15 protein-coding genes and 3 pseudogenes are annotated in these 20,483 nt (G+C 59.9%); 8 read left to right on the top strand and 10 right to left on the bottom strand.

The genetic code is table 11. The features are described 5' to 3' along the window. Nucleotides 1–12: 12 nt before the first annotated feature. The 5 genes from J2X71_RS32245 to J2X71_RS32225 are packed head-to-tail and all read right to left on the bottom strand — an operon-like array spanning nucleotide 13 to nucleotide 4,703. Entirely contained in the window at nucleotides 13–2,442 is a 2,430-nt protein-coding gene (locus tag J2X71_RS32245; protein WP_310388903.1) for a conjugal transfer protein TrbE, read from the bottom strand. 8 nt (nucleotides 2,443–2,450) lie between these two features. Next, nucleotides 2,451–2,750: a conjugal transfer protein TrbD gene (locus J2X71_RS32240; RefSeq protein ID WP_310388805.1), complete on the bottom strand. Its 300-nt coding sequence runs from the start codon at nucleotides 2,748–2,750 to the stop codon at nucleotides 2,451–2,453. Continuing rightward, entirely contained in the window at nucleotides 2,750–3,118 is a 369-nt protein-coding gene (locus J2X71_RS32235) for a TrbC/VirB2 family protein (RefSeq protein ID WP_310388803.1), read from the bottom strand. The genes J2X71_RS32240 and J2X71_RS32235 overlap by 1 nt, the downstream gene beginning before the upstream one ends. Next, entirely contained in the window at nucleotides 3,108–4,067 is a 960-nt protein-coding gene (trbB, locus tag J2X71_RS32230) for a P-type conjugative transfer ATPase TrbB (RefSeq protein ID WP_310388800.1), read from the bottom strand. The genes J2X71_RS32235 and trbB overlap by 11 nt, the downstream gene beginning before the upstream one ends. A gap of 9 nt (nucleotides 4,068–4,076) precedes the next feature. After that, a complete protein-coding gene (locus J2X71_RS32225) occupies nucleotides 4,077–4,703 on the bottom strand; it encodes an acyl-homoserine-lactone synthase (protein ID WP_310388798.1) in 627 nt (208 codons plus the stop codon). A gap of 989 nt (nucleotides 4,704–5,692) precedes the next feature. Here J2X71_RS32225 and J2X71_RS32220 point away from each other — a divergent pair. The 5 genes from J2X71_RS32220 to J2X71_RS32200 all read left to right on the top strand — a co-directional run bounded on the left by J2X71_RS32220 (nucleotide 5,693) and on the right by J2X71_RS32200 (nucleotide 11,915). After that, nucleotides 5,693–5,815, top strand: coding sequence for a hypothetical protein (locus tag J2X71_RS32220; RefSeq protein ID WP_310388796.1), 123 nt, complete (start codon nucleotides 5,693–5,695; stop codon nucleotides 5,813–5,815). A gap of 1,619 nt (nucleotides 5,816–7,434) precedes the next feature. Next, entirely contained in the window at nucleotides 7,435–8,628 is a 1,194-nt protein-coding gene (gene repA, locus J2X71_RS32215) for a plasmid partitioning protein RepA (protein ID WP_310388794.1), read from the top strand. A 4-nt stretch (nucleotides 8,629–8,632) separates the two neighbouring features. Then, nucleotides 8,633–9,640 (top strand): plasmid partitioning protein RepB, encoded by a 1,008-nt coding sequence (gene repB, locus J2X71_RS32210; protein ID WP_310388792.1) that lies wholly within the window; start codon nucleotides 8,633–8,635, stop codon nucleotides 9,638–9,640. Nucleotides 9,641–9,795: 155 nt separating this feature from the next. Next, nucleotides 9,796–11,082 carry a plasmid replication protein RepC gene (repC, locus tag J2X71_RS32205; RefSeq protein WP_310388790.1) on the top strand — a complete coding sequence of 429 codons (1,287 nt, stop codon included), beginning with the start codon at nucleotides 9,796–9,798 and terminating at the stop codon, nucleotides 11,080–11,082. A gap of 539 nt (nucleotides 11,083–11,621) precedes the next feature. Further along, a complete protein-coding gene (locus J2X71_RS32200; protein ID WP_310388788.1) occupies nucleotides 11,622–11,915 on the top strand; it encodes a DUF2934 domain-containing protein in 294 nt (97 codons plus the stop codon). Between the two features lie 112 nt (nucleotides 11,916–12,027). Here the strand turns inward: J2X71_RS32200 and J2X71_RS32195 are convergent, their stop codons facing one another. Beyond that, nucleotides 12,028–12,231: a cold-shock protein gene (locus J2X71_RS32195; RefSeq protein ID WP_310388786.1), complete on the bottom strand. Its 204-nt coding sequence runs from the start codon at nucleotides 12,229–12,231 to the stop codon at nucleotides 12,028–12,030. 472 nt (nucleotides 12,232–12,703) lie between these two features. Continuing rightward, the gene (locus J2X71_RS32190) at nucleotides 12,704–13,852 is read right to left on the bottom strand and encodes a site-specific integrase (protein ID WP_310388785.1); all 1,149 of its coding nucleotides are present in this window, start codon (nucleotides 13,850–13,852) and stop codon (nucleotides 12,704–12,706) included. A 187-nt stretch (nucleotides 13,853–14,039) separates the two neighbouring features. On the opposite strand from J2X71_RS32190, the pseudogene J2X71_RS32185 reads away from it, so the two are divergent. Next, nucleotides 14,040–14,892, top strand: a pseudogene (locus J2X71_RS32185) (RHE_PE00001 family protein). 100 nt (nucleotides 14,893–14,992) lie between these two features. On the opposite strand, the gene J2X71_RS32180 reads toward J2X71_RS32185, so the two are convergent. Further along, on the bottom strand, nucleotides 14,993–15,625 hold the full coding sequence (locus J2X71_RS32180; protein WP_310388783.1) for a hypothetical protein: 633 nt from the start codon (nucleotides 15,623–15,625) through the stop codon (nucleotides 14,993–14,995). 9 nt (nucleotides 15,626–15,634) lie between these two features. Between J2X71_RS32180 and moaA the strand changes: the two are divergent. Both moaA and J2X71_RS32170 read left to right on the top strand, forming a co-directional pair. After that, nucleotides 15,635–16,623, top strand: a pseudogene (moaA, locus tag J2X71_RS32175) (GTP 3',8-cyclase MoaA); the annotation flags it as partial. Further along, nucleotides 16,624–16,742 (top strand): annotated as a pseudogene (locus J2X71_RS32170) (ABC transporter substrate-binding protein); the annotation flags it as partial. It abuts the pseudogene before it with no gap. Between the two features lie 348 nt (nucleotides 16,743–17,090). On the opposite strand, the gene J2X71_RS32165 reads toward J2X71_RS32170, so the two are convergent. Both J2X71_RS32165 and J2X71_RS32160 read right to left on the bottom strand, forming a co-directional pair. Beyond that, nucleotides 17,091–19,502, bottom strand: coding sequence for an MBL fold metallo-hydrolase (locus tag J2X71_RS32165; RefSeq protein ID WP_310388781.1), 2,412 nt, complete (start codon nucleotides 19,500–19,502; stop codon nucleotides 17,091–17,093). Between the two features lie 286 nt (nucleotides 19,503–19,788). Next, on the bottom strand, nucleotides 19,789–20,451 hold the full coding sequence (locus tag J2X71_RS32160; protein ID WP_310388779.1) for a hypothetical protein: 663 nt from the start codon (nucleotides 20,449–20,451) through the stop codon (nucleotides 19,789–19,791). Nucleotides 20,452–20,483 lie beyond the last annotated feature (32 nt).

Below are 20,483 nucleotides of genomic sequence, written 5' to 3'. Positions count from 1 at the left end.
AGAAAGCCGCGTCTAGATCGTGACATGGGACACTCCCCTCCCCTTGAGCCAGACAGATGGCCAGTCGTTTCCATGCTCGTTGCGGAGCGCGCGGATACGCTTGAGGTCGTCCTTGCCCGAGGCGCCTACGAAAGAAAGGGTGAGCGGTCCGAGCGCCATGTCGAAGAGGCGCCGGCCATCGGGAGAGACGATGTAGTAGTCCCGCTTTGGCCTTGCCGTGGCGACGATCTCGATCTGGCGCTCGTTGAAGCCGATCCGCTCGTAGAATTCGCGCGACCCGACGTCGCGGGCAGACCCGTTCGGCAGGCAGATCTTCGTCGGGCAGCTTTCCTTCAGAACATCGATGATGCCCGATCGCTCGGCATCCGAGATCGATTGCGTGGCAAGAACGACGGCGCAATTGACCTTGCGGAGCACTTTCAGCCACTCCCGGATCTTTTCGCGAAACACCGGATGGCCGAGCATCAGCCAGGCTTCGTCGAGGATGATCAGGCTCGGCACGCCGGAAAGCCGCCTTTCGATGCGCCGGAAGAGGTAGGTGAGGACAGGAAGCAGCGTGCGCTCGCCCATGGTCATCAGCTGCTCGATCTCGAAAGTCTGGAAATGGCCAAGCGTCAGGCCGTCGCTTTCTGCGTCGATGAGCTGGCCCATCGGTCCATCGACCGTGTAATGGCGCAGCGCTTCCTTCAGGTCGCGCATCTGCACGCCGCTGACGAAGTCCGACAGCGAGCGTCCGGAAGAATTGGCCATCAGCGCGATCTGCCGCGCAATCGCATTGCGGTGATCCGGTGTGACGGCAATGCCCTGGAGGCCGACGAGCGTTTCGATCCACTCGCTTGCCCAGGCCCGATCGGCTTCACTCGACAGCTCCGCAAGCGGGCAGAAACTCAGGTCACTCCCCTCCCCTTCCCCGCCGATCTCGTAGTGATCTCCGCCGGCGGCAAGGGTGAGCGGCAGCATCGAACAGCCCTTGTCGAAGACGAAGAGCTGGCCATCCCTGTAGCGAAGAAACTGGGCGGCGATCAACGCGAGCAGCGTCGACTTTCCCGAACCGGTCGGGCCGAAGATCAAGGTGTGACCGACATCGTCGGCATGCAGGTTCAGGCGGAAGGGTGTCGAGCCGGAGGCGACCTGCATCAGCGGCGGAGCGCCCGCCTCGTAGAAGGGACAGGGGGCGGTCGGACTGCCCGTCCATACCGAGTCCAACGGTACGAGGTCGGAAAGATTGCGTGTCGTGATCAACGGCTCGCGAACATTGCAGTACCAGTTGCCAGGCAGACTGCCGAGAAAGGCGTCGGTGGCGTTGAGCGTTTCGATCCGGGCGCCGAAACCCTCGGCCTGTATCACCCGGCGAACGCCTTCGGCCTTCTTCTCCAGGCTCTCGGCATGATCGTCGAACAGCACGATGACCGGCGTGTAGTAACCGTAGGCGACGAGCTCGGAAGCAGCCTGCGCAATTGCGTCCTCCGTTTCGGCCACCATCGACAGCGCGTCCTGGTCAATCGAGCGGCTTTGTGTCTGGAAGAGCTGGTCGAGGAACGGCCGCACCTTCTGCTGCCACTTCTTTCTGGTGCGCTCCAGCCTCTCCCTCGCTTGCTCGGCATCGAGGAAGATGAAGCGTGACGACCAGCGATAGGCAAGCGCCATCAGGTCGAGGCTGTTGAGGATGCCGGGCCAGCTTTCGGCCGGCAATCCGTCGATGGCCACGACCGCGACGAAACGATTGTCGATCTTCGGCGTCAGGCCGTGCTCCATTTCGGCTGTCACCATGCAGTCGATATACATGGGCACGTCTGGCAGCCGGACCGGATGGTTGTCGCCTGAAATGCAGAAGCGGGCGAACTGCAGGAGTTCGTCATAGCGCACCGTGTTGGCGCCGCCGACCGTCGCCCGTGTCTTCATCCTGCGGATCGATAGCGTATTTGCCAGATATTGCTCGATCTCGCGTGTTGCCGCCTTGAAGGCTGTAAGTGCGATGTCGGCATGCGTCTGCTTTCGGCTACCGGTTTCGGAATAGACGTAGCGCGTGAGAGCGGAGCGGCGAGGCTCGGCCGGCCTGTAGGTCAGGATGATTGCATGGTGGCTCTCGAAATGGCCGCGCTCGGCTTCGAAATGCCGCCGGCGTTCTTCGTCGATCGCGCTTGTGACGCGATCGGGAAAATACGAGCGCGCGGGCGCGGCATAGTCGGCAGTCGGAACGCGGATCGCTTCGACCTGGATCATCCATCCGGAGCCGAGGCGCGCCAGCACCTGATTGATCTGTCGAGCAACCTCGTTGCGTTCCCCATCGGTGGAGCTTTCCGAATCCGGACCGGCAAAATACCAGCCGGCCATCAGCGAGCCGTCTTTCAGGAGCAGCACGCCTTCATCAACGAGGCCGGCATAGGGAACGAGGTCGGCAAAGGACGGTCCGGCATGGCGGAAAAGTCGTAGCGCCACCATGGTCGGCCTCAAGCACTTCGCCAGGGCGTCGACGTCGCCCGGTAGCGAGGTCGGTAGCGCAGGTGACGCAGATAGATCCGCCGCATCATCGGGTCGGCCTTGCCCATCCGACGCAGCAGGCCAAGGATCGCCGCCCAGATCGCGATGCCGATGAGGACCGAGTAGACGGTCAAGACGACAAAGATGAGGACGATGGCGGCAAGGCCGGTGACGAGGACCAGTTCGCGGTCGGCGCCCATCAAAAGGTTAGGCCTCGACAGGGCGCGATGGATGCGGTTGGTCTGCAGGCTGGAGACGGACGGGGCCATTATCTCTCCCCTCCCCTCTCCTGGGCCACTTGCGCGACGTCGGCGGCGATGCCGACAGAGGCACCCGTCGCCTGGAACAGGGCGACAATCTGGGTTGCGCCAAGAAGGACGCCGGCCACGAGGACGACATACATCAGCCGCCGCGCGAAATCGTTGAGTTCACCCCCAAAGATCAGCATGCCGCCGGCAACGGCGACCGCCGCAAGGGCGATGAAGCCGGCGACGGGACCCGTAATCGATTCCTGGATCTGTTCGAGGGGCGCCTCCCAGGGCAGGCCGCCTGCGGACCCCGCAAGGGCCGGCCGAGCGAGGGCGGCGAGCGCCAGGAAGGCCAACCCGGACAGCGCGGCACGATGACTAGGCTGCATGACGTTCCTCCACATAGGGTTTGAGGTGATAGGCGCCGTCATCAAAGCCCTTCACGTGAAGGAGATCCTTGACACGCCTGCCTTCCGGGGTCCGTTCGATCGAGACGACGAGGTCGACGGCCTCGCCGATGACTGTCCGCATCGGCTGGCGACTGGCTTCTGCCGTCAATTGCTCGAGGCGCTGGAGCGCCGAGCGAGCGGTATTGGCATGAAGGGTGGTGACGCCACCCGGATGGCCGGTATTCCAGGCTTTCAAAAGCGTGAGTGCGGCACCGTCGCGCACCTCGCCGACGATGATGCGATCGGGTCGCAGGCGCATGGTGCTCTTGAGGAGCTCTGCCATGCCGACATCGTCGCTGGTCCGCAGTGCCACCACGTTGGCGCCTGCGCATCGAAGCTCGCTCGTGTCTTCCAGGATGACGAGGCGATCGCCGGGGCAATGGACGGCAATCTCGGCAATGATGGCGTTGGAAAGCGTAGTCTTGCCCGATCCGGTGCCGCCCGAGACGACCACGTTGTGTCGCGCCCGCACGGCCTCACGCAGGATGCCGGCTTGCCGTTCGGTCATGATGCCCGATGCCACGTAGTCGTCGAGCGGTATGAGTTGAGAGGCGCGGCGGCGGATCGAGAAGGCAGGAGACGTTACGATTGGCGGAAGCAGGCCCTCGAAACGGTGACCACCGATCGGCAGTTCGCCGGACACGATCGGACGCCCCATGTCGACGTGTGTATTCAGGACATGGGCGACGGCGCCGATGATGATCTCGGCCCTCCCCTCCTCCATCTCGCCTGCCGCAGCGATGCCAGCTCCGAGACGCTCGATGAAGAGACGTCCGTCGGGATTGAGCATGATCTCGCTGACCGATGGATCGGTGAGCGCTCCCAGGAGTGACGGACCAAGAGCTTCCTCGAGCTTGCGCACCAGGCGCGGGAGAGAACGCGCTTCCATCGTTCACCCCTACGCGGCATCGCGAAAGCCGGGCGCAAGACGCGAGCAATAGCCGGGCGGCCGCACCGCCTCGAATTGGCCCTGCGACACCGGCAGGCTTCCGGCGATGCTGCGCACGGCGCCGATCAGGCGCGGTTCGCCGTAGCGCGCAAGCGGCCAGGAGACACGCTTCAGGATCCGCTCGAAGCGCAGGTCGGTGACCGTTGCGATTTCCGTCATGCCGCTCGCCAGACACCATTCGAGAATGCCGGCAAACAGGAAGACGGTCGCAAGGCTCAGCCCGAAGGGGCCAGGCGCCGACTCCGCCTGCGTATCGACACAGAATCTTGAACTTTCGACCATGCGTTCATGCGGCAGGAAGGGTCTGTTTCCAATCAGTTCAGGAAACACATCCGAAAGCATTGTCGCACCCAGTGCCGGCAGCAGCCGTGCCGAGGCGACGACCTTGCCCTCTCCTCCGACGATGACGATGTAATGGGGCGCGAGCGCATCGAAGTGGTCGCGCTCCCTGCCCTCCGTCACCGTGACCTGCCATTTGAGCCTTGCGTCGAAGACGCGCGCCCTGAGGCGAAACATGCTGTCGAGAAGACAGGATCCTGATGCTGCCTCTGCCGGTGTCACTGCCGTCGCAAACATAATCGTTCTCCGCGCCTGTTGAGGTGCGGCTATGCAAACCACGACGCCTGCCGCTTGTCAGACCCTCCGATGTGAGGGGGACTGGTCGGCGCGGATGGCGCATCGGGCTTTTGGTAGACGATCAATCAGCATTCCAGAATTTTCGGTTCATTAACCATATGAGTTAGTAGTTCTATTTCGCCACGCGGAAGCCAAATCGCCGTTCCCTTCCGCTAGCCATGCTGGTGTGTAGCCGCTCTCAGCGTTTTTGGCTTCGATATCGATGAATTTTTAAGCCATCTTCACGCGAAACCATGTTTCGCGGATGCCTGCTGAATACCGACGTGCTGAGGCCGATAGAGACGCGGATGCCGGCAACATGAAACAGATCGATCAACGTTACAATCGCCCAGATGAATCGCGGGACCTATAATCGCGCGTCGAGAGAGGTGATCCCTCCATACAAAAACACTGATCTCGTCCATTGATAGTTCGGCTGTCAAACACGCAAGGCTTATAGGAAAATCCAATATTCAAATGGGCGATTGCCAGCGCTGATGTGGCGCACAGGTATCTGCCTGGAGGTCCTGTCGATCTGCCGAAACGAACCGCCATGCATCCAGCACTTTTTGTCATCGATCGACCGGATCTCTTCACCCCATTCATGGCACCCGCCCCAGTAAACCTCTACCGGTGCGTATGCCGCAGCGACGAAGGGTTCGCGCGCTCTTTCTCCATCCGGATCGAGGTGCAAGGCGTCGGTAGGAAGCGAGACCATCGCGGACCGGGCAGGGGACGACGGATCGGTCGACTGACAAACGCTGCGAGGAGATAGCCGAGACCGGGGATGACGTTGCTTTTCAGGAACCGCTTTGGCTCACGCGCGCTTGGCTCGGCCTCTACGACGCTGGCCAGCGGAGTTGTGGCCATGAACCCGACGTGAACCACGTGTCAGAGCGAGTTGATGCCGGTCGGGCCCCCTTGGTCATGAGACATCAAGGAGATGCGCTATGAAAATTCCTCACTTTGCCTTTGCGGCCGTGCTCTCGCTTGGTTCGGCCTTTGTTGCGGTTGAGCCTGCTGCTGCGATGCCGCGAGCTGCGGCACCGTCACCTGTTGTGGCAGCCGAATAAGATTGAGATCGTTCCGGGCCGCCATCGTCACAACCGACATTACCGGCGTCACCATCTCTGCCACCGGGATTGGCGCGCCGAACGGCGCTGGCGGGAGCATCGCCATCGGCAATACCATCACCGCTACTACCGCCCGCATCGCAACGGGGACCTGCGCCTACATTTTAGAGCGCAAGGGCCGGGGGTCCAGGCCTGAGTCGCCCAGCCGGGCCGACCCGAGGCCGGTAGCTGTCGTGCTGAAGACGGCTGGCCTTCCTTCGCGGTCAAAAGGACGACGCAGGCCGCACCAACCCGACCACGACCAAACCATCCCCACCCTGTCGATTGCCGGTTCCGCGAACGTCCCCTGCCCTCATCTGTCGTTCCATCATCTAGCGCGCCGCATGTTCTCCTGCCTGTCCGTCGGGGCGATCCGGTGAATAATGCGCGACATTGTCATGAGCGATTCGATCGATACCCGGACGGAAGCAAGTCGCTGAAGCCCGGACGGAGATGCCGCTCATCGAAACGAAGACCCTCCTTTTCGGCGAAGACGTCGCGCAGTCCTCCGACTGCTCTCTGCTCGATATCTGTGGTAAGCGCTGGCTTGATCGTTTTTCGGATCTGGATGCACGGTTAGACCCGAGTGCTCTCAAGTTCGGCGCCGATCACGCCCTAAAGGACGTCTCGTAGAGCGCAGCGGGGGCTGCACCAACCGCTATCGAGGGTAGTCACGACAGGTTTGCAGCAGGAAATGGCTGCCAAGCGCAACCACTCCAATCGAGATCCCGCCGTTGCCGAATAGATCACTACCCCTGTAGTCCGCGGACTACATCGCCGGTGGAGGCGTTCAGCTTCGCAACGGAAAAGGTCGCCAAGCGCGACCGATCCAATCGATTCCTAGCCGTTGTGTCGGCAAGATCGCCGTCCTCGTAGTCCGCGGACTACACCGCTGGCTGTCGCGTTAAGCGATGCAGCAGGAAGTGGCTGCCAAGCGCAATCAATCCAATCGAGATCCCGCCGTTGCCGAATAGATCACTATCCCTGTAGTCCGCGGACTACATCGCCGGTGGAGGCGTTTCAGCTTCGCAACGGAGAAGGTTGCCAATCGCGACCGATCCAATCGAGCCCTCGCCGTCGTGTCAGCACGATCACCGTCCTTGTAGTCCGCGGACTACATCATCCGCGACCGCGCTCAGCGATGTGGCAAGAAATGGCTGGAGGGTAACCGATTGCACCTACACCCCCGCGGTCGCGTCGGCAAAATCACTATCCTTGTAGTCCGCGGACTACATTTCGCTCGCGGCTGCGTTCAGCGGTGCACCATGTCCGCGTCCCCCCATATTCGCGGGGATGACGCCAAGGGGCCTTCGCTTATCGTCGTTTCTTGCGTGGAATTGCGCAGAACACCAATCGTGATGGCACCCTTTGAATCCGTATCGCGTCGCGGCGCGTGAACAGATTGATCACTGCGACAGCGTTTGTGGAGGAGCGCCGTTTTATTGGGAAAGCGAGGTGAAAAGACCCTGTGGATAGGCTTATGGTTAAGCGTTTGTAAATCGGTAACGAATCGCGCGATAATATAACTGCGCAGTTGATGCCCTATTCCCGAAAATTGCGCAATTAAGTTGGAAACCACGATGCTAGCGAATCCAGTTCTGAAAGACGATCAAGAGCACCTTCCGTCGCTACTGGCAACGGACGCTCAGGAACTCGCCTATCAGCTTCAGCAGCACCAGGCGAAAATCTTCCCGCCGCTGTCGCAAAAGACCATGCGAGTGTTTTCTCCGGCGGAGGCCGCCTCCTTCATTGGCATTGGCGAAGGCTATCTTCGCCAGATTGCCAAGGACGGCCACGGACCGGATCCACTCGCCAACGGGCGGCGCCAGTACGACGCAGACGACATGAACCGAATTCGCCAGGCGCTGGACGAGCGCAATGGCACGCCAAAATATGTACCGGCCCGGCGCGGCGCCGAAAAGCTGCAGGTCGTTTCGGTCATGAACTTCAAGGGGGGCTCCGGCAAGACGACGACGGCGGCGCATCTGGCACAATATCTCGCGCTGCGTGGCTATCGCGTCCTTGCCATCGATCTCGATCCGCAGGCCTCACTCTCCGCGCTCTTCGGCCACCAGCCTGAGCTTGACGTCGGCGAGGGGGAAACGATTTACGGCGCGATCCGCTACGACAGTCCGGTGCCGATCTCCGAGGTCGTGCGCTCGACCTATACGCCGAACCTCCATATCATTCCGGGCAACCTGGAACTGATGGAATTCGAACATGAGACGCCAAAGGCAATGGCGGGCGGCACAGCCGAATCCCTGTTCTTTGCCCGGATCGGTCAGGCGCTGACCGATATCGAGAGCCTCTACGATGTCGTCGTCATCGACTGCCCGCCGCAGCTGGGCTTTCTCACCATGTCGGCGCTCTGTGCTGCAACATCCGTGCTGATCACGGTTCATCCGCAGATGCTCGACGTCATGTCGATGTCGCAGTTCCTGACCATGACCAGCGAGCTGATGACGGTCGTCGAAAGGGCAGGGGGACGAACGAGCTATGACTGGATGCGTTATCTCGTCACCCGCTTCGAGCCTAATGATAGCCCGCAGAGCCAGATGACCGGTTTCATGCGGGCGATTTTCGGCAATCGCATGCTGCAGAACGCGATGCTGAAATCCACCGCAATCGCCGATGCCGGCGTCACCAAGCAGACGCTCTATGAGGTCGATCGATCGCAGTTCATACGCGGCACTTACGACCGGGCACTGGAATCGATGAACCTCGTCAATGGTGAGATCGAGGCTCATATCCGCTCGACCTGGGGCAGGAGATAGCTGAATGGCGCGCAAGAATCTCATCGAAGTCTCAAACCCCCATGAAGCCCGTCCCGAACAGGCCGCAGTGTCGCCACGCGACAGCCGGCCGATCGCCGGCTTCATCCCGCAGACACGTAGCGGCGGCCCGGTCGGCGGCATCACCAAGACGCTCGGCAGTATCACCGAAAAGGTGGAGCGGGCCAATGATCTGGAACGCCAGCTGGCGGAAGGTCAGACGGTGGTGGAACTCGATACGGCGCTGATCGACGCATCCTTCGTCGCCGACAGGCTCGAAGTCGACGCTGCCGAATTGGCGCAGCTGATTGAACAGATCCGCGAGCATGGCCAGCAGGTGCCGATCCTGGTGCGTCCGCACCCGGACGCCAAAGGGCGTTATCAGGTCGCCTTCGGTCATCGTCGCCTCGCCGCAACAAAGGCGCTCGGGATAAAGGTCAAGGCGATCGTACGGACCTTGACCGATGGTCAGCTCGTCGTCAGCCAGGGCCAGGAAAACAATTCCCGTACAGACCTCTCCTATATCGAGCGGGCGCTGTTTGCGCATCGGCTAGAGGAGAAGGGCTTTAGCAACGATGTCGTGATGGCGGCGCTCAACGTCGACAGGGCGGCACTTTCGAAAATGCGCGTCATCACGCGCCAGGTGCCGTTTGTGCTGATCAGTGCGATCGGTGCCGCGCCGGAAATTGGCCGCCGGCGCTGGCTGGAGTTCGGCGAGCATCTGGAAGGCAAGGATATCGATGGGCTGGTGGCAATGTTGTCCGCGGACTACATGCGCAGCCTCTCCAGCAATGACCGGTTCCATCAGGTATTCGGCTTGGCGACGAAGAAGGAGACCGGCCCGAAGCCTGTCGCCAAATCGACGCAGATCGCCGACCTTCCGGTGAAATTCAAACGTACGCCGGCAACCGCAACCTTTGTCTTCGACAGCAAGGCAGCGCCCGGTTTCGACGAATTCGTGCAGGAGAGGCTCAAGCGTCTCTATGCGGAATATCAGCAAGACAGAGGAGCTTAGGAAAGCAAAAGAAAAAGGCCCCCAAACGTCGCCGTCGTGGAAGCCTCTCTCATCTGTAGCAACTTGAGAATCGCATTTCCCCGAATCGCAGTCAAGAGTCTTTGAGCGTTAGTTTGGCGAGCGGCTTTCTTTTGCCTGATAGAGGGTGAAAGAAAATGGAGAGTAGAAGTGTGACGACGCCCTTTGGGCGGCGGCAGATGACGCTTGGCATGTTTTCAAGCCAGGTGGCGTCGCGCCGGATCGAACCGGACAAATCGGTCGACAAATGGAAACTGTATCGGGCCCTCTGTGAAGCGCGGCCGCTGCTCGGCGTGTCCGACAGGGCGCTCGCCGTCATGAACGCCCTTCTGAGCTTCTATCCGAAGAACGAGCTATCGGAAGAAAACGGGCTTGTCGTATTTCCATCGAACGTGCAGCTGTCTCTGCGCGCCCATGGCATGGCCGAGCAAACGATCCGACGGCATCTTGCCGGGCTGATTGGTGCCGGGCTGCTGATCCGAAAGGACAGCCCGAACGGCAAGCGCTATGCGCATAAGGGCAGGTCGGGAACGGTGGAGGACGCGTTCGGCTTCTCGCTGGCGCCGTTGCTTGCGCGCTCCGAAGAGATCGAGACTCTGGCCGCGCAAGTCATTTCCGATCGGATGCGTCTTCAGCGCCTGCGTGAGCGCCTGACGCTCTGCCGGCGGGACATCTCAAAGCTCGTTGAAACGGCGCTTGAGGAGGCGCTCTCCGGCGATTGGGAGGCCGTTATCCTCTATCAGCAGGGTATTGTTGGTGCCCTTTCGCGCAATCCTGCCGCTTCGGAACTCGAAGAAGCCCTCGGAGACATGGAACAACTGCGCGAAGATGTGGTCAACCAGTTGGAAAATCTGCTGGATTCCAGAAAAACAAGCGGCAATGCCATTCAAAATGAGCGGCACATACAGAGTTCAGAACCCGACTCTATTTCTGAACTTGAACATGGCTTCGAAACGAAGCTGGGGGCGAAAGCCGAGGACAACAACGGGCCGAATGCCAAGGCGAGGCGGCAGCAGGACGGCAGTAAGGGCATGGCGGCAGAAAGGGGGAGGGGACAAGCCACCGGTGACCTGAAATCCTTCCCGCTCGGGCTCGTCGTGCAGGCATGCCCGCAAATATCCGATTACGCGCCGGGCGGCGCGATCGGCAGCTGGCGGGATCTGATGGCGGCAGCGGTCATCGTCCGCTCGATGCTCGGCGTTAGTCCGTCTGCCTATCAGGATGCCTGCGAAACGATGGGTGCGGAAAATGCGGCGACCGTGATCGCCTGCATCCTGGAGAGGGGAGGCCACATCAATTCGGCGGGCGGTTATCTGCGCGACCTGACGAGGCGTGCGGAACGCGGTGAGTTTGCGCTTGGTCCCATGTTGATGGCGCTTTATCGCAGCAGCGGGAATGGGAGCAGGCGTGCCGGCACTGGCTAAGGCGGTCCTGCCGCAATGATGGACGTCCGCGGCCTTTGCGCCCTCGGCGACAATCGGATCCAGGGTTTGCGGCAGGTATGAGCCATCAGGGTTTTGTTTGCCACCAGAAAAGCGCGAAGGATGCGAAGGCGGTTGCGAGAAGCGTCTGATGGTCCATGAGACAGTCCGTGTTGAACCAGCGCGGTAATGCGGTAGGCGATCAAGAGCTCCCAATGACCAGAGCGCCTGGGCCGGCCGAAAGGGCAAGGGGATCGGCCTACTTTTCAAGCTTCGGTCGTGGATGGGCGGTCGCTCTGGAATTCTCCAAAAGCCACAAGCTAACATGGTTAACGGGCCTCAAGCGATCGAACCGGCCCGTGCTGAGCCGAAGCCTGAGGAGGGGAGGGGGCTGACCGGCACAAGGTCGGAGCAAACGTCAGGATGGATCCGACAATCGCGATTTCGTGATGGCGGCTGAGGCTAGAAAAGCGTGCACCACGGTTGTCACCGCGGGTTGCAGTGCCATCTGTCTCATCCGGATGAGCAAGTGGAGGACGACGATGTCAGTCAAGGAAGACCGTATCAGACAGCGCGCCTATGAAATCTGGGAGCGGGAAGGCCGGCCGGACGGAGAGGATATGAGGCACTGGCTTCAGGCATTTCAGGAAATCGCCGCCAGTGCTGACGCCGACAGCCAGCCGGCCGGGAAGTCGCGCGCGAAGAAGACCACAAGCGCCGACAAACCGGTAAAGCCAAAGGTCGCAAGCAGATCCAAAGGCGGCGCCCAGAGCGTTCCAACGACAATCCCACCGCCGAAAGCTGGCAAGCCTGTCGCGGGCCTCACCAAGCACTGACGGGTTTAAGTGCGAGCGGCAGTCCGGTCGATAGGCGTATGGGTCTTACAGAAGCGGGGCGCCTTGATGGGCGCCCCGCAATCAGTTGTCTCGCTCATAAATCTCGTGCCGATCAGAGCGATCTGACGTTTTCCGCCTTCGATTTGCCGGTCTTCCGGTCCTGGCCGAGATCGTAGGAGACGCTCTGGCCTTCCTTCAGCGCGTCGCCGTACTCCAGCGCCGAGACGTGGACGAAGACATCTGGCCCTCCGGTTTCCGGCGTGATGAAGCCGAAGCCCTTGTCCTGATTGAAAAACTTAACCTTGCCAGTCGGCATGACATCCTCGTGTGTTTGCACTTGTTGTGGAACTGCAACCTAACCTCTGCATTCTGCCAGATCAACCCAGTCCGAATCTTTGGTCTTCTCGGCAGTAAGAGGCGAGGCCCTGGGCTTCAATGGGAAGCAGGCGGCGGACGCGCTCTACAAATTGTCCAGTGGTACCCGATAAATGGTTCAGCCTATTGTGGGCTGGCGTCCCTTTCGCCGCGGGGAACCATGGAGGTTTCCTTCGCATCGACAGCGCAGGTTCGTTTCAGGGCGACGCCATGCCCCTCTTCGCGACGGTGAGTTATGGACCGTTCGACGGACCGTATACATGGTGAGACAGGTCACTCCGATCGTCAGGCCTCTCTGTGTACTCTCCGCCGTGTTCTGAAGATGGCGAAGAGTATTCCTGGAGGCAAGTCCGCTGTTTGGCGTGCTATCTTGAACCATCGCTCTGTAATGACAAGCGTCCGAAACTTAACCCTCAAAGCAGCCGCGCCGCGCGCCCGCTCCGTCGGGTCGCATTGTTGTAGTAACTCGACGCCTGCTGCACCGATCGATGCCGAGATTGCTCCATCGCTTCGGGTAGCGGAATACCGCGGTTGGCGGCCTCTGTCAGATACCCCGATCGTAGTCCGTGCGCGGAAAACTCCCCCGCATCCAACCCGGCCATCTCTGCCCGCTGCTTGAGGATGGCGTTGATCGACTGCGGATCGATCGCCCGCCGCGACACCGTCCCCCATCGCCCGATCGCCCGAAACACGCTCCCGCTCTCGATCTTGCCGGCCGCCACCCAGGTGTTGAGGGCTTCCACCGGCCGGCCGGTGAGATAGACGACGTCATCCTGGTCGCCGTTGCTGGTCTTGGTACGGCCGAGATGGATGGCGAGAGAGGGGAGGGGAGGGCCGTCGGCCACCTCGATCGGCGGCTCGACGGTCAGCTGCTCGCGGCGCAGTCCGGCAATCTCGCTGCGCCTCCGACCGCCGGAAGCAAACGCGACCATCAGGATTGCGCGGTCACGCAGATCGCGCAGGCTGTCGGTGGCGCAGGTCGCCAGCAGTTTGGTCAGCACGTCGCCGGTGACCGCCTTGGCGCTCTTGCGAAGACGTTGTCTTGGCGCGGCTCGGATCGCCAGCCGAATGGCTGATTTGAGGGCAGGGGAGGCGAAGGCGCCGTCGAGGCCGCGCCATTTGGTCAGCGTCGACCAGTTCGCCAGGCGCCGGCGCACCGTTGATGGCGCGTGCGGACCGACGGATCTCAGAAACCCCTGGCGCCTGAGGTTTTCATCGACATCATCAGGCATGCCGTGATCGGGATCGATCTCGCGATGCTGCGGGTCCCAGAGGTGATGGGCGACGAATTTTAAGAGCAGCGCCTCGGGCGCCGGCCAAACGAGGGCATGCCCAGTCGCCGCCATCCCCCAGGCTTCGAGATAGGCGAGATCCGAGGTCAGGGCGCGAAGGGTATTGTCGCCCATGCCCTGGTTGACGAGATGGCGCAGCGTCTCGACATCCTGGTCGGTCAACAGTTCGGCCAGCTCGTCTCTGCGCTCGATCGGCAGCACCGCGGCGATGGTGTCGAGTTCTTCGGCACGGCGCTCGACGGCGGTCAGTGATTTTTTGGGTTTGGCCACAGGCGCTCCAAAAGGACGGTTTCGGCGGTCTCTGAGACCGTGATTTGCCCCGATTCTGCGTGATTTGCGACTCCAGATCAACTACCATCGATAACCTATACTTATCGATGGTTATAACGCCATTGAAATTCCATAGACGTGACAGAAGTAAGAAGCGATATTGCTTCTTGTTAATTGTGTGTTTACCATGATTTCAATGACTTATGATCTAGTCAGGTTGCCCATCCAGAGCCTGTTGAGGCCTATCTCGTAGGCCGGCATCGCGCTCATCCGGCGCGACTAGCGGATTGCCCGTTCAAGCGTCGGCGCGGGCTTCCTCGAACGCTCGCAGTCCGCTGACGCCTGCGCCTCGCTATGGCTTGACGGCGAGCTTGTGCATCTCGAGGATCTCGTCCTCCACGACGCCACCCGATCGAGAACGCCGCGCGGCTCGGCCGCGCCGGCACGAGCCGTGCTGCCGAAAAAGATCCGCTGATCTATGATCTCGATTGGGACGAGGATACTCGGCTCGACGGACGGCGCGGCGTACTCCGCCAGGCGGAAAACCTGCCGGCGGTGCTGCAGGCGATTGTAGTCCTCGATGCTTGGAACGAGTTGTCGGTGCTGCAGCATGCGCCCTGGCTCGGCCGCCTGCTGGACGCCGCGATGCTGCGCCACGCCGGCGTCACCACTGCGAAGCATCTGGCTGCCATGAATCTCGGCCTCAAGACCATTCCCGTCGATCGGCGCCGGCATCGTAATCGCGAGACCCGGCTGCTCGCGATTGCTCACGGTTTGCTGGCAGCCGCCGAGATCGGCATGAAGGAGCATGATCGGCTAACGTTGGCGAAAACGATGATGGATCGAAAACTGGAGGGGCGCCGGACGTCTTCAAAACTGCCAGAACTGGTCGCGCTGGTGATTGCAAAACCATTGGTGTCGGCCGGGATGGTGGCCAAGACGCTCGAGGTGACGCCGCAGGCGGCGCGGCAGATTGTTTTGGAGCTGGGCTTGAGGGAGATGACGGGGAGGGGAGGTTTCGGGCATGGGGAGTCATTTAGCGAAAGACGATCGGATAAACCCAACCCCTCCCAACCCCTGTGCTGGTTTCGCGCGAGTATCTCTCCGTGAACGGATAGATCATGCTGGCAGCGCGACCCTCTAGACTTGATAAATAGTACAACCCAATCCGAGTGCCTGAGGTTTCGTTGAGAGTGGGCTCAAATATAGGTTCGATATTCTTTGTTTGCTGTTCAAAAGGCTAATTGCCTCGTCTAGTACTGCGGCCGTCACATAGGGATCGTTCGCCGTCGCGAAAAAGTTGAGATCGACGGCATTTTGGGTAGAAACAGCTGATACCCGGGCAAGGCGTAAAATGCTTTCTTGGTACATGTCTCCGCTTAGGGATGGAAAACAGTGCAACTGAACCACTCGCGCACTTTCTTTATTCGCTATCACTTGGCCGACTAAGTTGTGGTCGTAGCCAATACCAATTACTACAACATCATGATCCATCCCCGCGTTGTTCAATCCTTCAAAACCAGCAACCTGTCGTACTGTGCGCTCGATACGGTTGAAAAGGTCCTGGTTGATCTCGATGCCCTGCCATCGCCACATCCTGCCGCTGCGGACAGTGTCCTCTCCCTGATCTGGGAGCGCCAGGGGCTGCGCCTCGACTTCGACGCCTGGCGTGCCATCGACATGGCGGAGGTGGCCCGGGCCGCACGCTGGCAAGCCGCGCGAAAAATTCGTCTCCGTTGAGGCGATAATTGCCGCTGCCATGAGGATGGACATTGCGTGCTGATGGAAACCCCTTCTGCGTGCGCGCTTGTCGATTCCTTCGGTCGCCGGGTGAGCTATCTCCGGCTGTCCGTGACGGATCGCTGCGATCTGCGCTGTGTCTACTGCATGTCGGAACGGATGACCTTCATGCCGCGGCGGGATATCCTTTCGCTGGACGAACGGGCGCGTGTCGCCCACGCCTTCGTTCGGATCGGGGTGCGCAAGATCCGGATCACCGGAGGGGAGCCGCTTGTCCGAAAGGACATCATCGACCTCTTCCGCAATCTCTCGACATGCCTGCAAGACGGATCCTTGCAGGAGCTGACACTGACGACCAATGGCACTCGCCTGGCCCGGCACGCCAGAGATTTGGCGCTTTCGGGTGTGCGGCGGGTCAACATATCCCTGGACACGCTCGATCCGCATCGTTTCTCGGCGTTGACCCGTGGCGGTTCTCTGGCAACCGTGCTTGAGGGGATCGATGCTGCGCGGGATGCCGGGCTGGCGGTCAAGATCGATGCGGTAGCGCTGCGCGGAAACACGGAAAACGAGATCGATGACCTGATCTCCTTCGCCCACAAGCGCGGCATGGGCCTGACGCTGATTGAGACCATGCCTCTCGGTGAAACGGGGGAGGATCGGCTCGTTCAATATCTGCCGCTGGACCGCTTGCGTCGTCAGATAGAGGGGCGATGGTCGCTGACCGATATCGCCCTGCGCACCGGCGGACCGGCGCGCTATGTGAGGGTCGACGAAACCGGAGGCGTCATCGGCTTCATCACACCGATGACGCATAATTTCTGCGAAAACTGTAATCGTGTGCGTGTGACTGCCGCCGGCGTGCTCCATACCTGTCTCGGCCAAAACGATGCGGCGGATCCGAAGGAGGCCATACGCGCGCCTCAGAAGACAACAATCTGCTGCTGGAGACGATCGCCCATGCCCTCAAGCATAAGCCCAAGGGCCACGACTTCGTCCTGGATCGCGCATCGGTTCCGCAGATCGCCCGGCTCGGTCTTGCCGACAGGATTGCCGGCACGGCCGTTTAGGTCCGCCCGTCCCGCCGCAGTATGCCGAGGTCAACAGCAATATCAAACGGCTCGCCGACAATGATTCAAGCTTCGAATCCCCGCCACCGGTAAAGCAACCCGCCACTATTTCAGCCATGAAGTTAATGCTAATCGCCTTTTCGGAAGCAATGCTATCGCGCGGCCGCGCGAAGCATGCAGACAGGGCGAGTCTTCACGCCATCAAGGCGGACGCCGAAGACACGTGGCATGTACATTGACGCGGTCGCCCGCCATGTTTTCCGTCCGACAACGTTTCAATTCCGATTGCTCGACAAGTCCACGTTTCCGCACCTCCGGGCCGATCGCTTCCCGATACCGATGACAGGATATGCCAGCGATGTCGGCAACCTGTTCCTGGGTCAGCGTTTAGCTTGACGCGCGGTCTTCCAGCATTAGCGATCGCCCTTTTAGAGTTCCAGGCCCAGGTTGGCCATCTCCTCACGCGTCCAGTGACAGATGACGCTATCGGTCAGCTGTCCGCGCAAAAATTTGCAAATATCTTCGTATCGTTTTTGATTGTGGCTCTTGTGTCCGACCCCCGAAAACGCAATCGTATGTGGCGAGACGATCTGCACGAAATCGGCCAAAGCTTTTCGCGCCTGCGTCAGTCCTGGCGGAAACCAGAGATGGTGGGGCCATTTCAAGAAGCCGGCTTTCAGAACAGTGGAACCGAGGCTCGTCGTCATGGCCCGCAGTGTAATGGCACTCAAATCGTCGGTGAGGAGCACACTCATGCCACGATGCGTAAGTTTGACTAAAAAACCCGAATCGTTTGGCGAGGTTGCATTGGTAGCGTGGTAGAGCGAGAACTCTGTCTCGTTGCCGAGATAAAGCTTCCATCCCTCGATACCTCCAAAAATATCGGATATCGATTTGTCGAGGTCGATCAGCGGGGCAATGTCGGGTTGTTTGATGTGAATGACGCTCTCCCTTGAATCGACTTCATACCCCGCTGCATCGAAAGCAGCCTTCACATGATCAACCCTCTCCGGCCTCTGCTCATCGGCGACCGACGTTCCGATGATGACCTCCTGAATTTCGATTTTGGCATCCAGCAGGGCCGTCAACCCTCCTAGGTGATCTTGGTCCGTATGCGTTATGATCAAGCGGATCGGAGGCGTTTCCTTTTTGTAGTTGCGGCCAAGATACCCCTTGATTTTTTGGACGATGTCGGATCCGAGACCGGTGTCTATGACCATTAAGCTGCCGTCGGGAAGACGCACGACATTCGCATCCCCGTTGGTCGACAAATTCAGGATTGCGACATCAAGCCCCTTGTCGCCCGACCGTTGGATTGAGCGAATATGCACGTCATCCTTATTTTTATTTTTAACTTGAGCTTCGGCGGCCAGGCGCACCTGAAGAGCCTGTGCGGTCTCCACTTTCACGCCAGCCGCTGCAAGAAGATCCTCCGTGTCCGTTAAGTCGTCGTCAACCAGCCAAAGTTTGCCGCCTATGGCGGCAAGCTGACCTTTTTGAATGTCGGACTTGTCGAAAATGCGGGTCTTGATTTCCCCCTTTTCGATCCATTGGAAGCAGAGCTTGTCCTCAATCTTAGTGACTTTGACCAGACGGTCGTCTCGGCGAGCAACGTCGAGGGCTGTTGCAAAACTGAGCCGCTTTTCCCAAGACTCGATAAGATCGGTCTCTTCCGCAAGGCCGGCATTCGCATCCAAGATGCGATTGCACTGCAATTCCTCAAGGACAGGTATATCGACGCGCCCAGATGTCAGCGCCAGTTCACCAAGGTCTGATAGGGCGAGAATACGCAGCGCATCATCAAAATCGCTTTTTGCAGTATCTCGAAGAGCGGGAAAGGCTGACCAGTTGGGATCCATACTCGGCTGTCTGCTGCCGCTGCGATAGGCCTTTAGCAGCGCCGCAGTCGCGCCACCCTCACTGGCATGCCAGTCACCATCGAAACCAACGGCTTTCAGTGATTGTGCGATTTTATCAAGCTGCTGTTGCGACGGTAGCGTGGCCGTGGAAAGTCGCAACCAATCGAACATTTGCTCCTTGTCGATCTGCGTGGGCGCCAAGCGGAACGCCTCGGCAGGCAAGAGTGCCAAAGCGTCTCGTGTGTCCGCGTGATCGATGGGGGCGGAGGGCATCTGCGCTCCTTGCGGCGCCATGCCGAACATCTCCCACTCGAAGTCTTGCCTCAGTCTTTCCAGAACAGTGGCTGCCGATTGTCCCTCCGGACCGCTCTCCAGCATCACCTGTCTCAACCCATCAAAAGCTGCAGCGGCCTCCTGGAGATCTGCACGCCCCACCCATTGTTTTGCGATGGTGTCAACGTCGTCTTGGTCGGTCCCCGCGAGTGCCAGACCGGCCACCGTGATGGAGTAGGAATAGGTCTTGTCCAGCGGTGTCACGGCCAAGCTGCCGGCCGATCCGTACTTTTCATCCTCGCCTATGCCATTGACTATGAGCCAAGGATCGGCACCCGAGACGGCCTCCGCCAAACTGCGCTCGTCGATCTTCTTGTTATCCTGGTAGCGTGCGACCGTGACATTTCCGGAAAACGCGCGCAGATCCGTCTTCTCGTAGGGCGCGAGACGGCCTCGGTCAATACAAAAGGCCGGCAAAGTGAAAGTACCATCCGGGCCGTCTCCGTGTGCGAGCGGAAGCGATCCTCCAGGAGGCTTTTCACCTCCACCTCCACCACCTCCGATCCAATAGGTCCCGACGGGAATCCGCATGCGCTGAACATCGCTTGCTTGCGCACTCACGTCGTGACTGATCAAAACGATTAAAAGACAACTCAAGCTAAGAACGAGGCGGACCCACGCGGTTCTTGTCAGGAACGGACTTTCCATCGAAACCTCCCTCACCTTCAGAAGTGCCCTTTTCTCGATACAACTGCCTTCTATTCGCCTGAAACCATCCCTCTTGAGGATCGAGCACCAGCGTCCTGCCGGACGCATCGCCAGCGATTTATGCCAAAGGGCCAAGCGCACCATCGCACCGACGATGTGGCATGCCGCTTTTTCAAATCGGCTTACCGCTGGCTTTGCCTCACGACCTTACGTCGTATTCATGTCGCCGAAGCAGTCGCCCGCCGAGGCGGCATGTTCTTCCAAAGAGAGACGCTGGATCACGAATTCAGACAGTCAGATCGAAATCGATGATCGCGCCCCCGGCGATCTTATAGGGTCCCCAATCCTCGGAAGTGTTCTGCCCGATTGGAAGGGTTGGGTCTCGAAGCTTGACCGTGACAATGCTATCGGCGGGAACCGCAAAGCCGGCGACCGTCGGGTAACGCATTGGGTTGGTCCTCAAGCGGGCGAGGAACCTCGGAACCTTTGTTCCTTTGATCGTTCCGATCAGGCGCTCTCCTTCATTGTCTGCGGTAAGGAAGACCTGCACTGGGGCCTTTGTAGAGTTTTTTCTGACGAGTACGACGGCCAGCCAGGCTTCGCTGGGGCGCGGGCGCGGTTGCTTTGTCTCTTCGCTCTGAAGACTGCGAAACCCGAGCGCCTTGAGGATGTTGTTTACGCCAGAACTTCCGCCTGCCAGCACGAGGCCAGTCAGCACATATCCGAAAGGGCCTAATGCGATGCCGCTGGAATACATAGCTTTGTAAAGGCGGTCGATGAGATCGAGTTGAAGTGACCATGCAACGAGGATACCGACGACGACCGAGACGATCGTCTTGGTGCCCCGCGCATCGAAATAGGCCAGGAACAGGCGCCAATTGAAGATGACGGCCAGAGCGGATTCAAGCACCACCGCGATCGAAAAGACGACGAATAAAATTTTGAACATCTCGCCATAGACCTCTGCATCGATCCTCTGTG

Source organism: Rhizobium sp. 1399 (genome assembly GCF_031455475.1).
In the GTDB taxonomy this organism is placed as follows: domain Bacteria; phylum Pseudomonadota; class Alphaproteobacteria; order Rhizobiales; family Rhizobiaceae; genus Rhizobium.
This window is presented reverse-complemented; position numbering and strand designations above follow the sequence as displayed.